Source organism: Sporosarcina siberiensis (genome assembly GCF_042681925.1).
GTDB classification, from domain to species: domain Bacteria; phylum Bacillota; class Bacilli; order Bacillales_A; family Planococcaceae; genus Sporosarcina; species Sporosarcina siberiensis.
The window spans coordinates 1-13,146 of record NZ_JBHUGI010000035.1; the positions used below are offsets into that span (position 1 = coordinate 1).

General features: G+C 38.8%; 10 protein-coding genes and 1 riboswitch. Of the genes, 1 reads left to right on the top strand and 9 read right to left on the bottom strand.

All coding sequences use genetic code 11. From position 1 onward, the window contains the following. Nucleotides 1–705: 705 nt before the first annotated feature. The 8 genes from ACFSFY_RS15645 to ACFSFY_RS15680 all read right to left on the bottom strand — a co-directional run bounded on the left by ACFSFY_RS15645 (nt 706) and on the right by ACFSFY_RS15680 (nt 11,716). Complete coding sequence (locus tag ACFSFY_RS15645) at nt 706–2,043, bottom strand: NCS2 family permease (protein ID WP_381539657.1); 1,338 nt, start codon at nt 2,041–2,043, stop codon at nt 706–708. A 121-nt stretch (nt 2,044–2,164) separates the two neighbouring features. Then, a riboswitch (purine riboswitch) is annotated at nt 2,165–2,266 on the bottom strand. A gap of 17 nt (nt 2,267–2,283) precedes the next feature. Next, nucleotides 2,284–3,837, bottom strand: a complete 1,554-nt coding sequence (gene guaA, locus ACFSFY_RS15650) for a glutamine-hydrolyzing GMP synthase (RefSeq protein WP_381539659.1) — start codon at nt 3,835–3,837, stop codon at nt 2,284–2,286. Between the two features lie 227 nt (nt 3,838–4,064). Beyond that, complete coding sequence (locus ACFSFY_RS15655; RefSeq protein ID WP_381539660.1) at nt 4,065–6,254, bottom strand: DUF4129 domain-containing transglutaminase family protein; 2,190 nt, start codon at nt 6,252–6,254, stop codon at nt 4,065–4,067. Continuing rightward, complete coding sequence (locus ACFSFY_RS15660) at nt 6,251–7,465, bottom strand: DUF58 domain-containing protein (protein WP_381539662.1); 1,215 nt, start codon at nt 7,463–7,465, stop codon at nt 6,251–6,253. Before ACFSFY_RS15660 ends, ACFSFY_RS15655 begins: the two co-directional genes overlap by 4 nt. Then, a complete protein-coding gene (locus tag ACFSFY_RS15665) occupies nt 7,466–8,410 on the bottom strand; it encodes an AAA family ATPase (protein ID WP_381539918.1) in 945 nt (314 codons plus the stop codon). Between the two features lie 152 nt (nt 8,411–8,562). Then, nucleotides 8,563–9,390: an ammonia-dependent NAD(+) synthetase gene (gene nadE / locus ACFSFY_RS15670; RefSeq protein WP_381539664.1), complete on the bottom strand. Its 828-nt coding sequence runs from the start codon at nt 9,388–9,390 to the stop codon at nt 8,563–8,565. A 12-nt stretch (nt 9,391–9,402) separates the two neighbouring features. Next, the gene (locus tag ACFSFY_RS15675; RefSeq protein ID WP_381539666.1) at nt 9,403–10,872 is read right to left on the bottom strand and encodes a nicotinate phosphoribosyltransferase; all 1,470 of its coding nucleotides are present in this window, start codon (nt 10,870–10,872) and stop codon (nt 9,403–9,405) included. An 82-nt stretch (nt 10,873–10,954) separates the two neighbouring features. Beyond that, complete coding sequence (locus tag ACFSFY_RS15680) at nt 10,955–11,716, bottom strand: exodeoxyribonuclease III (RefSeq protein ID WP_381539668.1); 762 nt, start codon at nt 11,714–11,716, stop codon at nt 10,955–10,957. A gap of 90 nt (nt 11,717–11,806) precedes the next feature. On the opposite strand from ACFSFY_RS15680, the gene ACFSFY_RS15685 reads away from it, so the two are divergent. Continuing rightward, the gene (locus ACFSFY_RS15685; RefSeq protein WP_381539670.1) at nt 11,807–12,616 is read left to right on the top strand and encodes a CPBP family intramembrane glutamic endopeptidase; all 810 of its coding nucleotides are present in this window, start codon (nt 11,807–11,809) and stop codon (nt 12,614–12,616) included. On the opposite strand, the gene ACFSFY_RS15690 is transcribed toward ACFSFY_RS15685, so the two are convergent. Beyond that, the gene (locus ACFSFY_RS15690; RefSeq protein ID WP_381539672.1) at nt 12,613–13,131 is read right to left on the bottom strand and encodes a methylated-DNA--[protein]-cysteine S-methyltransferase; all 519 of its coding nucleotides are present in this window, start codon (nt 13,129–13,131) and stop codon (nt 12,613–12,615) included. The genes ACFSFY_RS15685 and ACFSFY_RS15690 overlap by 4 nt on opposite strands. Nucleotides 13,132–13,146: the final 15 nt, after the last annotated feature.

The following is a 13,146-nucleotide window of genomic DNA, read 5'->3' on the forward strand; positions in this document are numbered from 1 at the left end:
CGTCCTGAGCCAGGATCAAACTCTCCATAATATCTGAAGTCTGATATGCAGCGCATTGCGTTGTCAACTTCGCTTACTCAGTCGGTCACGTACCCAAAAGTACGTGACCTCCTTCGTGCGCTCGTTTCCTAGCACTACACTACATCTCAGCCATCAGAGAAATTACAGAAACTTGAATAGCTCTAGTTTCTATGCTGGCATTAATGAAGAATGCGAACATTCTTCAATGATGTCATGTCGAAGGATTGAATTTCAATCCTTCTGGTTGTTTCTGTTCTCCTGACGGAAATCAGCTTACTTAGAAACGTTTATACTCCCTACACCGAAGTGTATTGAGTTTAAAAATTCTATCGACGTTTTGCTGTTCAGTTTTCAAGGTTCATTTACTTATTGTCTTATCTTGTCGCAAAACATAATTTGTTAAGTTGTTTTGGCTACTCACTAAATATAACAAGTCTTAGTTCTAATGTCAACACTTTTGAACAAGTTCTTTAAAAACAGAGTGAACCTTTATTATATCTCATTACTCCAAAATTTCAAGTAATAATACAAACTTCTTACCTGTAGGTTTTTCGCTCTTCATTTCAAATGTAAAGACGCCTAATCTATTAAACTCTGACCTTAATATGATTTCATCATTTACGTGCAGTTTATTATAAAAAACGACCTTTCTCCTAATTTACAAGAGAAAGGTCGTTTTAAGTATTACTTTTTGACAAATATAAAATACGCTAAGAAAATAAACCACATTCCATACATGATTGGATGAACTTCTTTTCTTCTACCACTTAAGATCATTGTAATCGGATAGAAGATGAAGCCCATCGCAATACCTGTAGCGATACTATACGTCAGCGGCATTGCAATAATTGTAAGAAACGCCGGTACCGCTATTTCAAATTGCTTCCATTCAATATTACCAAGTGTAGAAACCATTAATACACCTACGATTACGAGTGCGGGAGCAGTGACATGCGGAGTTATCACCATTAATAGAGGCGAAAAGAATAAAGCCAATAAGAAAAGTAATCCTGTAACTACCGCAGCAAACCCTGTTCGTGCTCCTGCAGCTACTCCTGCTGTCGACTCAATATATGAAGTCGTTGTCGAAGTTCCGAAAACAGCGCCAGTTACTGTTGCTATTGAATCTGAAAGAAGAGCCTTACCAGCACGTGGTAATTTGTTATCCTTCATTAAACCAGCCTGATTTGCAACGGCGACCAAAGTACCCGCTGTATCAAAGAAGTCAACGAATAGAAATGTAATAACAACTATGAGAAACGGAACTGTAAATAAAGATGCTGGATCATTGAATATCGGTTCGAAAGCAACACCAAATGTTGGTGCTACACTCGGAATTTTACCAATGACTTGTCCGGGTATATTAATCAGACCCGCAAACATACCAACAATCGTTGTTGCAATCATTCCATAAAAGATTGCTCCTTTTACTTTACGAACCATCATTATAACGGTTAGGACGAGCCCGAAAATGGCAAGTAGTGTTGGCCCTTGCGATAAGTCTCCGAGTGTTACGAGTGTAGCAGGATCCGCCACGATAATTCCTGCATTTTGAAACCCTAGAAATGTTATAAAGAGACCAATACCTGCTCCGACTGCATATTTAAGCTGTGCAGGGATTGCATTGATAATAATTTCTCGTATTCCGGTAAGAGATAAGATAATGAATATAAGTCCTGAAAATAGCACACCTGTTAAAGCGGTCTGCCAAGGGATACCATAAGTAAGGACAACTGTGTACGCAAAAAATGCATTCAACCCCATACCTGGCGCAAGCCCTATCGGATATCTTGCAATAATACCCATTACTAGTGAACCAACTGCAGCTGCTAATGCGGTTGCAACGAAGACCGCTCCTTTATCCATACGCATTGCTTCCGGTAAATCAGCGACGGAATCGAGTGACAGCATAAGTGGATTCACGACTAGAATATACGCCATTGCAAGGAATGTCGTAAGTCCTCCGATAATTTCTTGCCTATAGCTTGTACCTAGCTTCTCAAACTCAAAATACTTTTTCATAATTACCTTCCTTTAATTCGAATTTTAAGCACTAAAAAAACATACGACACTTCATCGTATGCTTCCCAACTACAAATCCAAATAGAAGGGATATCCCTTCTATTCTAAATTAAAGAAGAATTAAAATTCATCCTTCTTTCGTAGTCGGAACATTTAAGGTGTTCCGGTAGAGACTTCTACGCCATATCCGTAGACTTATACGATTTATTCAATTGTCATAGAGCTTAACGGAATTAGTAATTACTCCCACTCGATTGTTGAAGGTGGCTTGCTCGTTATGTCATAGAGTACCCGGTTAATTTGCGGTACTTCGGTCGTTATTCGAGAACTAATTTTTTGTAGAACTTCCCAAGGGATTTTCGCCCAATCTGAAGTCATACCGTCAACTGAATTCACTGCACGAACACCTATTGCATAGTCATACGTACGTTTACCATCTGTGACTCCAACACTTCGAATATCAGGAAGCACGGTAAAGTACTGCCAAATTGAACTTTCTAATCCTGCTTTTTTAATTTCATCGCGTAAAACCCAATCGGATTCACGAACAATCTCCAGTTTCTCTTCTGTTATTTCCCCTAATACGCGAATCCCAAGACCCGGTCCAGGAAACGGCTGACGTCTTACAATTTCTTCTGGAAGACCAAGTTCCGCACCGACCGCTCGTACTTCATCTTTAAATAATGCTGCTAGAGGTTCGATTAATTCGAACTCAAGGTCTTCTGGAAGACCACCCACATTATGATGAGATTTAATGGTCTGCGAAGTAACCGTTCCACTTTCAATAATGTCAGCGTAAATCGTACCTTGTGCTAGGAAATCAATGCCTTCAAGTTTTTTTGATTCATCATCAAAAACTGCTATAAACTCGTTGCCTATAATTTTCCGTTTTTGCTCAGGCTCTGAAACACCTGCAAGTTTGCTTAGGAAGCGTTCGCTTGCATCTACTTTAATGAAGTTCATATGGAACTTGTTGCTAAACGTTTCAACGACTCCGTCCGCTTCGCCTTTACGAAGGAGACCGTGGTCTACAAATATACAAGTGAGTTGGTCGCCGATTGCGCGGTGAATTAATGCCGCCACGACTGAAGAGTCCACGCCGCCACTAAGTGCACATAAAACTTTACGATCGCCAACTGTTGCACGAATTCTATCTATTTCAAGAGCTACAAAGCCAGACATTGTCCAATTATTTTCCGCTTTACATATGTTGAAAATGAATTTTTCAAGGAAGTCTCTGCCGTGCTCTGATTGCTGAACTTCTGGTTGGAATTGAATTCCGTATATTTTCCGGTCATCATCGCCAATTGCAGCGATTTCAGATGCTTCACTACTCGCGTACGATGAAAAACCTTCTGGAAGCGCCGTTACTTTATCACCCAGACTCAAGAGTACTTCTTGCGATTCAGACTGACCTTCGAATAATTTGGAAGAAGTATTTAAAGAAATCTTTTCAATTTCATACGCACGTTTAGAAACCTTTTCCAACTGACCACCAAAATGATTTACAGCCAAGTGCATTCCGTAACAAATACCAAGAATAGGAATACCTGATGTGAAAATTTCAGGGTCTATACTGTAAGCACCTTCGTCTCCAACCGAAAATGGACCGCCCGATAAAATAATTCCGACAGCATTCATTTTCTTAATCTCTTCAGCAGTTGTTGTATGCTGGTGTAATTCACTATACACACCGAATTCACGAATCGTCCGTGTCAATTGCGTATTATACGGACTACCAAAATCAAGTACTACAATCTTTTCTTGTTCGACCAACAAAGGAACTGTTGACAATGAATCCACCTCTTCCAATTTTATTCTAGTACCATTCGAAAAGAGAAAAACGCGTCAGAAAGGCCAACTCTCTGCGCGCCACTCTATCTACTTAATGGTGAAGTCAACCCTATAACGAACTGAATTCACCTTCATCATAAAAGTAATTTCTAGTGACATTGTAGATTTCACAATGAGGATATACTAGGTTATTCTTGTTTTCATTTTACTTCTAAAAACAATAAAAATCAACCTGAAGTCCTATTGATTAAATCTTCCCAAATTTCCTTCAAATGCAACCAGTCATGATCCAAAGTGTCGTCGCCGTATAATCCCTCTTCATACGTATTCGTTAATTGCTTCATTAAGTTGCCTCCAAAATAGGCATCTACTTTATCCGCGTATGCAGTTAAGGTTTCGTTATTCTTCCGTTTCATTCCAAAACGATCTAACTGCTTTAAAAGACTCATGTATCGTTTGGAATAATTTTCCCAATCTTGTTTGCCGGATCGATATGCCGGAACCAGAAGCTTTGGCAGCCATTTCCTTCTTGCAGCATATACTTTCCATCCAATGAACAAGACCACAGCTGTGACAATTAGAAGTACGAGCGCATTCGCCTTAAACCACTTACCTACATCACCAAATATGTCTACAACTGAGAAATTTTTCTTAGAGTCTTTCACTTTTTCTATTTCCTTTTTTTTCGGTTTTTCTTGTTCTTTCTTTTCTGGAATTTCCGGATCACTTAAATCTAACTCAATATCGTAATCAATTGTTGCAGGTCCTCCAAATCCGATTGTCGGCTCGAATGGCATCCAACCGATATCCGGCATATAAGCTTCTACCCAAGAGTGAGCCTCATTATTTGTAATTTGATACACTCGGTCCCCATCAGCGTTTCTGCCGGTTTCACCTGGTGCAAATCCTTTCACCCATCGGGCAGGAATTCCAACTGAACGCAACATAACGACCATTGAAGTAGAAAAATTGTCGCAATACCCTCTTTTCGTATCAAAAAGAAATTGGTCCACATAATCTTCGTCCTCTGTGGGTGTTGCGATATCGCTTTGATTGTAAACAAATCCATTTTTCGAAAAATATCTTTCAATTGATTTTGTCTTATCATAAACGCTTTCGTTCTCCTTAGTTATTGTTTCGGCAAGATCTCTAACTCTCTCGGGAAGCTCATCAGGTAATTGTAGGAATTCGGTAAATTCACTTGCTACTATCGAATCCATCCTGGTATCCCGTAATTCCTTCAAGCTAAAATCATGCTCTACAAATTGCATGCCATAAGAGTCAAGGGAACTTTCGCTTTCCCCAATTTTTGTACGGTACTGACCCGTATCATTTAAACGGACGAATAAAACATCATCGCTTGCAAAGGCCATTGTCATTCCATACGGATAAATTAAAAACGGATACTTCTCGGACATCTCCAATTCCGCAATAGACACCTCATCCTCAGAACCCTGATTCGGCGGTATCATTTCCATACCCGGAAAGAAAACCTCTTGTGTTTCATTGGTTGTTCGCTGTTCCCATCCTTTAGAAGTATACGTATTCTTAGTTTCGATTTTCCAATATTGTTTCCGCTCAACTTCCGCTTCAAAAACAAGTGTATTGTCTTTTGTAAAATCTCCACCTAGGACTGAATCATCCAGACCATATCCACTCTTTGCAATACCACTACCCGAACCACTGCTTCTTTCTTCACTACTATCAACAGCAGCTTTTAAAAAAGGAACAGGATCTGCCCAAATCGGGCCTTTGACTGGTAGAAGATTTGCAACAGCTCCACTCCCTACGACTACAAATAATAGAGGCACTGCAATGATCGCAAACGTTCCTGCTGAAATCGCAGTATTATGCCTTTCAGCAAGTTTCGAAATGTAGAGCAACCCAAGTAATAACAGTCCCGTTATCATAATTCTGAAAATAACACCGTCTGCCGAATACATACTAAATGTATCTATAAACGCAATATAGAGAACAGTTAGTGCGTAAAATAGGAAGATGTTTTTCCTAACTTCAATCCAGTAACGAATTAAATAAGTAGTCATCCATAGCAATATAAAAAACAGAACTGTTCGAAACGGGTCTGTGATACTTTCCCAGTTCCCATTGATGAGTACAGGAATATTCGAACTCATATTTGCAAATAAAACTTGAATAGAATCTTTTGACAGGAACACCTTGCCTAAATAGATGTAATGAATAGCTCCAAACACATATAAGACTTTAATAGGAGCAGATATCCACCAACTTACCTTTGCTAGCGAAAAAACAAAAGAGAGTAAAATGAAAAGCAGAAAAAGCGATAAATGATTAGTATTACTAAGCTCCATAACCGGTAAGAGCCATTCTCTTAAAAGAATAAATGCAAGTATATATAAGATTCCAAGCAACCATTTAGATGTTCGGATGCCTTTCATAAATGAGTCACCTCTTTAAATGCTTCTGGAAATTGTTTTTGAGTTAATGTTCTTACCGTTACCCCATGTAGCTTCGCAATTCGAATATCCTCTAGTAAATGTCCATTTTTTTCACCGTTTTCCTTCAAAACTGTTAAACAAGTAAAAGAACGTACATTTCCGGCATTTTCCAAAATTGATTGGATGAATGCCCAATTGGGATTCGCAGTTATCAAGATAATACTTCCCCCATGCTTAAGCTCACTTGCCTGATGAGAAGACATGCCTGTAGTTGAATCTCCAGATGGTTTCAATTTTGCCAAATGAATAAGTGCGTGTTGCAATTGTCCATCCGATTGAATAAATGGAGTTAACAGGCGTTCATTACCTGTCGTTACAAAACCCAGTCCCGCTTGATGAGCAGATGCTTCCATTACGATTGAAGCTGCAAGTTCAACTTGTTCTTCGAAAACTTCGGAAGGCCTACTATCGAGTACGACAATCAATTCTTGTGATCTTCGGTCTTCAAACTCTTTAGTCATCAACGTTTGAGTGCGCGCAAAAGACTTCCAATGGATCCACGATACACGGTCCCCAGACTGGTAATCTCGTATTCCAGTTGCCATTGTTGTATCTTTCACAAGATTTAATGGAGAAGCCATGGTCCCACGATCGTATTGTGTATCCATGGGAATATAGTTAACATCAGAAATCTTAGGATAAACGAGAACGATTTGCTTCAGAGGAATGAAATGCTTTTTACGAATCCATCCAAAAAAGTCGGACAGTTCTATTTCGACGCCTTCCAAAATATGCTCACCGCGAGGCATCTGTTCAATTTCATAATCCCATTCGACTTTGTTTTTCATACCAAAGATAAAAAGATGCTTCTGTTTTCCGTCTGTAAGTTCCGCAGTACCTGGATCTGCGAATTTATCCGTTGCTACCATATAGAGTAAAGGGAAACGAAACCTTCTATTTATTGATATTGAAACAGCGAGTCGTCCACCGTATTTAACAATGGGTGTACGAATAATCCTCTCCGCAGCAATGCTGGATAAAGGATAGAAAAACAATGCACCCGAATAAAGGATGAAAGGTAAGATCATATAAAACACCGTCCAACTTACTTTTCCTCCTTGGAACATTGCATACAAAAATGCAGAGACTAAAATAATGATTAGAAATAAGAACCGACTGAGAGCAACCAAAATACCGAGTGCATTTTTCATTTAATTTAATACCTTGTCTACGGGTACACGCACCTTCGTCATGATACGGTCAATGATTTCTTCTGTAGAAATTCCTTCGTACTTAGCTTCCGGTTTCAAGATCATTCGATGACCAAATACAAACGGTGCCAAGTATTGAACATCATCCGGCTTAACAAAACTCCTACCCTTCAACATTGCGTATGCTTGACAGGATCTCATAAGCGCAAGCGAACCCCTGGGACTTACACCCAAATACACATAAGGATTCGTTCTCGTTGCTGATGTACAATCTACAATATAAGATTTTATTGTCTCATCGACTCTGACATCCTTTACAGCTTTTTGAAGTCCGATGAGCTCCTCTAGTGAGATAGCTGGTTCTAAATTATCAATTGGAACTTCCTTTTCCGCTCGGCGTAAAACTTCCATTTCTTCAGTATGCGTTGGATAGCCCATTTTTAATTTGAATAAAAACCGATCGAGCTGAGCTTCTGGCAAAGGATAGGTTCCTTCATATTCTATTGGATTTTGAGTTGCCATAACAAAGAATGGTTGTGGAATAAGCATTGTTTCTCCATCGATTGTAACTGAGGATTCTTCCATTCCTTCTAGAAGAGCAGATTGCGTTTTAGGAGAGGTTCTATTGATTTCATCTGCAAGAATGATATTACCCATTATCGGCCCGGGTCTAAATTCAAACTCCATTTCTTTAGGATTATAAATTGAAACACCTAGAACATCAGACGGCAATAAATCTGGCGTAAATTGAATCCTTTTAAAGTTTGCGCCTATTGATTTAGCCAAAGCTTTGACCATCATCGTTTTTCCTACACCCGGGACATCTTCCAGTAATACGTGTCCACCAGCAAGAAGCGCCGTCATGCTGAGCTCAGCAATGTCACGTTTTCCGATCATTACTTTATCTATATTATTTAAAACCTGTTCAATTAGCTTTTTATGAATCACTCAAATTCCCCCAATTCACACATAATTAAATTTAACCGAAAATTAACAAAACACACTTTTATAATACAGGATAACCTTCCCAGCTACAACTTAAGCAGAAACACCCATAGAATTGAATGTAAAAAAAGAGCCCCAATTAATGGGACTACTCATTTCCAATATTCGTCAAATACCGTAATCGGCATATGCCTTTTATGTTGTGATCTTAAAAAGTGGCTTTCAATTCTTTCTTGCGCAGCTTCCGGTACATACTTACCCTCGAGATAATCATCTATTTGCTCATAACTTACGCCGAGTGCAACTTCATCAGGAAGTGCGGGTTTATCTTCTTCCAAGTCGGCAGTGGGAACTTTCATATAAAGATGTTCAGGGCAGCCAAGTTCCTTTAAGATTTCCTTACCTTGTCTTTTATTCAAACGGTAAATGGGCATTAAATCAGCTGCACCATCTCCGAACTTTGTGTAAAATCCAGTTACTGCCTCTGCCGCATGATCGGATCCAAGAACAACACAACTACTCATCGCAGCAATGGAATACTGAACCTTCATACGTTCCCTTGCTTTTTCATTCCCTTTTGCATAATCCGATAAAAGCACTCCCGCTTTTAACAGTTCCGCAACACTAGCGTCTACAGACTCTTTTATATTAACTGTGAAGATTTTGGATGGGTTGATAAAATCAAGTGCATCTTGACAGTCATCCTCATCAAATTGCTTACCATAGGGCAATCTAACTGCATTAAACTGATAGCGGTCCGTGTTGACTTCTATGTTTAACTCGTCGATGGCTTGCTGAGCAAGTTTACCGACGAGTGTAGAATCTTGACCTCCGGAAATACCTAAAACAAATCCATTTAAAAATGGATGTTTTCTTAAATAGTCCTTCATAAAATCGACAGATGTGCGAATTTCCTCTTGAGGTTGAATAACAGGACGCACTTTAAGTTCCGCAATAACCTTCTCTTGTAATTTGATCAATGTCAAACCCCCTTAGTTATTTATGAAGTCCTCCACCATTTCTTGCACTTCTTCGATGTTTCTCATTTTGTTTTCCCAACACTTCTGACTTAAATCGACTGGATATTCTTCTGGATTAAGCGAACGTTTATATTCATCCCATAAAAGGTTTAAATTCTCTTTTGCATACTCGCGCATTTCTTGAAGTGGCGGATTTTTATAAATGACTGTTCCGTCTTCGATTACTTTTACATGCAAATCTTTCGCTTCAAAATTCGTTACAAATTTTGAAATGAATGTATGAACGGGATGGAACATTTTAAGTCGCTTTTCAGAGGAAGGGTCTTCATCATGCATCGTTATATAATCACCTTCAGCTTTACCATTTTCACGATCGATAATGCGATACAGTTTCTTCCGGCCAGGTGTCGTTACCTTTTCCGTTGTTGATGAAATTTTAATCGTATCCACCATTTCACCGGATTCATTTTCAATGGAAACAATTTTATACACTCCACCAAGGGCAGGCTGATCGTATGCGGTTATCAGTTTTGTACCGATTCCCCATATATCTACTTTTGCGCCTTGTGATTTTAAGTTTAAAATTGTGTACTCATCCAAATCATTTGAAACAACAACCTTTGCATCTGTGAAACCCGCTTCGTCTAGCATTCGACGTGCTTCTTTCGAAAGAAATGCAATATCTCCACTATCGAGACGAATCCCGTTAAAGTTAATCTTGTCGCCAAGTTCCTTCGCTACTTTAATAGCAGTTGGAATACCAATTTTAAGCGTATTATATGTATCCACAAGAAACACACAGTCTTTATGACGTTTCGCATAAGAATGGAATGCTTCATATTCACTTTTATACGCTTGGATCATTGAATGAGCATGAGTTCCGGCTACAGGTATTCCGAAACGTTTACCTGCACGAACATTACTCGTCGCTTCTACTCCGCCAATAATTGTCGCACGCGCTCCCCAAACTGCCGCATCCATTTCGTGTGCTCGACGTGTTCCGAATTCCATAACGATTTCATCCTTAACAACTTGTTTGATACGACTTGCCTTCGTTGCAATTAAAGTCTGATAGTTAACAATATTAAGCAATGCAGATTCAATGAGTTGCGCCTCTATTAGCGGAGCTTCAATCCTTAGAATGGGTTCATTTGCAAATACAAGTTCGCCTTCTTTCATAGAATAGACATCTCCTGTAAAACGCAAATCCTTTATATATGAAAGAAAGTCTTCCTTATACCCAAGTTCTTCTCTCAAATACTCCAAATCAGATTCGCTAAAATGAAAATCTTTCAAATAATCAAGAACACGTTCTAATCCAGCAAATATTGCATAACCATTACCGAAGGGTAACCTTCTGAAAAACAATTCAAATACCGCTTTCCGATTTTGGATACCGTCTGCCCAATAAGATTCTGCCATGTTTATTTGATAGAGATCCGTATGTAATGCTAAGCTGTCATCTGCGAACTTCGTACTCATGTTATTCTCCTTCTTCCACTCAATTAGTTATCTATAGTATACACCATTCAGCCATTTTTCGACGAAATGCAACAAGTTTTACTTAAAACCCTTCATTCAATTCCAACACGATTGGGCAATGATCACTGCCAAGTATATCCGCATGTATTGCGGCATTCTTTAATAAGGGTTCCATTCTTTTAGATGTAATAAAGTAATCAATTCTCCACCCAATATTTCGTTCCCGGACTTTGCTCATATAAGACCACCAAGAATAGGCGCCCTCTAGCTCGGGATAAAAGTACCGAAATGTATCGGTAAATCCTTCATTCAAAAGAGTTGTCATCTTGCCTCGTTCTTCTATTGTAAAACCAGAGTTCCCCATATTCGGCTTGGCGTTTCGAAGGTCAATTTCAGCATGTGCCACATTCAAATCTCCACAATAAACAACGGGCTTCATTTCATCCAAACGTTTTAAATGCACTAGCAAATCTTCTTCCCATTCCAAACGATAGGGAAGTCTAGCTAAGTCGCGCTGCGAGTTCGGTGTGTAGACATTTACTAAGTAAAAGTCTTCGAATTCGAGCGTAATGATTCTACCTTCTGGCTCAACTTCTAAATCACCTACACCGTATTTAACCGACAACGGTTTTTCTTTAGTAATTACAGCTGTACCCGAATATCCTTTTTTCAAAGCATAATTCCAATATTGGTAGTAGCCTTCTAACTCTAAATCGATTTGCCCAGCTTGTAATTTTATTTCTTGTAAACAAAAGATATCCGCATCCATTTGTTCAAAATATTCAAGAAAACCTTTACGCACACACGCTCTTAAACCGTTTACATTCCACGATATTAATTTCATTTATGTATAACCCCTTTATGATTGTGAACATTTTGAAACCTTTCCCATCGCTCTTCGTAATAGTAAGCAAGATAGATAGGAGTTGTTCATATGTTTTCGGAAATGAGAATTCGTCATTTAATCGGTATTTCGCTTATATCTGTTCTTTTTGGAATTGTGTTTTTCATTTTACCAGTAAGTGTAGACTTTTCAATTACAATCCCAGGTCTATTGTTTTATATTTCGTTTATTTTTTATTTCAACTACCAACTTAAACAACAACATGTTCCTGTTCGCAAAGTAGTTTACACAAAAGGTATAGCCAGATGGATTCCTACGATTTTCGGAATCGTTATTGTTTGTATAGTATTTTCTTTAAGTACGTTTTGGCTTTTTATGTTTTCGTTAAATTCGGTTTTCCCAGCGATCGTAGACTTAATTCTAACTACGGATCCCCTTCCTTCGAGCCCTATATTTCTAGGTATCGAAATCATTGTAATCGTAATTCTTGCACCTATAATTGAAGAGTTCATATTCCGTGGCGTTATTTTGCATAGGTTAATTAAGAAGACATCCATTACCGGAGGCATCCTAATTTCCAGTATTCTTTTTGGAGTTTTGCATGCAGATATGATTGGTGCTTTTTTCTTTGGCGTTATTACTTCCTTGCTCTTTCTTAAAACCGGAAACTTGCTCATTCCTATTTTGGTTCATATGATCAATAACGCAATCGCTGTCGTCCTTAGCTTCATCACACCAACTTGGCCAGATTGGATTCATATTATCGACAAAACTGATATTATCGATAATGCTGTTCCGAATTTAATTATGCTTGCAATTAGTTCCGTTTTTATCGGATTAATTGTTTTCCGCTTAGCCAAAGGATTGGATCCTATGCGAATTAAACAATTAGAAGATTAACGAGAGGAGTTTACCTTCTCTAATTCCAGCAACTGTTCTTTCATATTTAAACCTGCGCGAAAGCCTGTTAAGGCACCACTTTTTGCGATGACACGATGACAGGGAACGGACATTAATACCGGATTTGCTCCAATTGCCGTTCCAACTGCACGTACGGATTTCGGTTTTCCAATGCGGTTTGCAATGTCTGTATAGGATACTGTTTGGCCATACGGTATTTCTTGCAATGCTTTCCATACGGATTGTTGAAAAGGGGTACCGTGCAAATCCATCTTCAATGTGAATTCTATACAATCCCCATTCAAGTACTCTATTAACTCCGATGTATATGGGGATAATTTTGATGCATCTTCTACTAATGTGTATTTGGGCAATCGTTTCTTCGCCCATTTTTCAAGCTCTTCGAATTCTGCATTTGGCGTACCTATATAAGAAAGTCCGTCTTTCGTTGCTGCAATATACATACTCCACTTTTTGTCGCTGAAGATCGACCAGTAAATTACTTCACCTTCCATTTCGTACACCTCCAA

What these genes read in the sequence shown, in the direction of transcription:
- ACFSFY_RS15645 (WP_381539657.1), bottom strand. Translation starts at nt 2,043, where the DNA reads ATGAAAAAGTATTTTGAGTTTGAGAAGCTAGGTACAAGCTATAGGCAA.
- ACFSFY_RS15655 (WP_381539660.1), bottom strand. Translation starts at nt 6,254, where the DNA reads ATGAAAGGCATCCGAACATCTAAATGGTTGCTTGGAATCTTATATATA.
- ACFSFY_RS15660 (WP_381539662.1), bottom strand. Translation starts at nt 7,465, where the DNA reads ATGAAAAATGCACTCGGTATTTTGGTTGCTCTCAGTCGGTTCTTATTT.
- ACFSFY_RS15675 (WP_381539666.1), bottom strand. Translation starts at nt 10,872, where the DNA reads ATGAGTACGAAGTTCGCAGATGACAGCTTAGCATTACATACGGATCTC.
- ACFSFY_RS15680 (WP_381539668.1), bottom strand. Translation starts at nt 11,716, where the DNA reads ATGAAATTAATATCGTGGAATGTAAACGGTTTAAGAGCGTGTGTGCGT.
- ACFSFY_RS15685 (WP_381539670.1), top strand. Translation starts at nt 11,807, where the DNA reads ATGTTTTCGGAAATGAGAATTCGTCATTTAATCGGTATTTCGCTTATA.
- ACFSFY_RS15690 (WP_381539672.1), bottom strand. Translation starts at nt 13,131, where the DNA reads ATGGAAGGTGAAGTAATTTACTGGTCGATCTTCAGCGACAAAAAGTGG.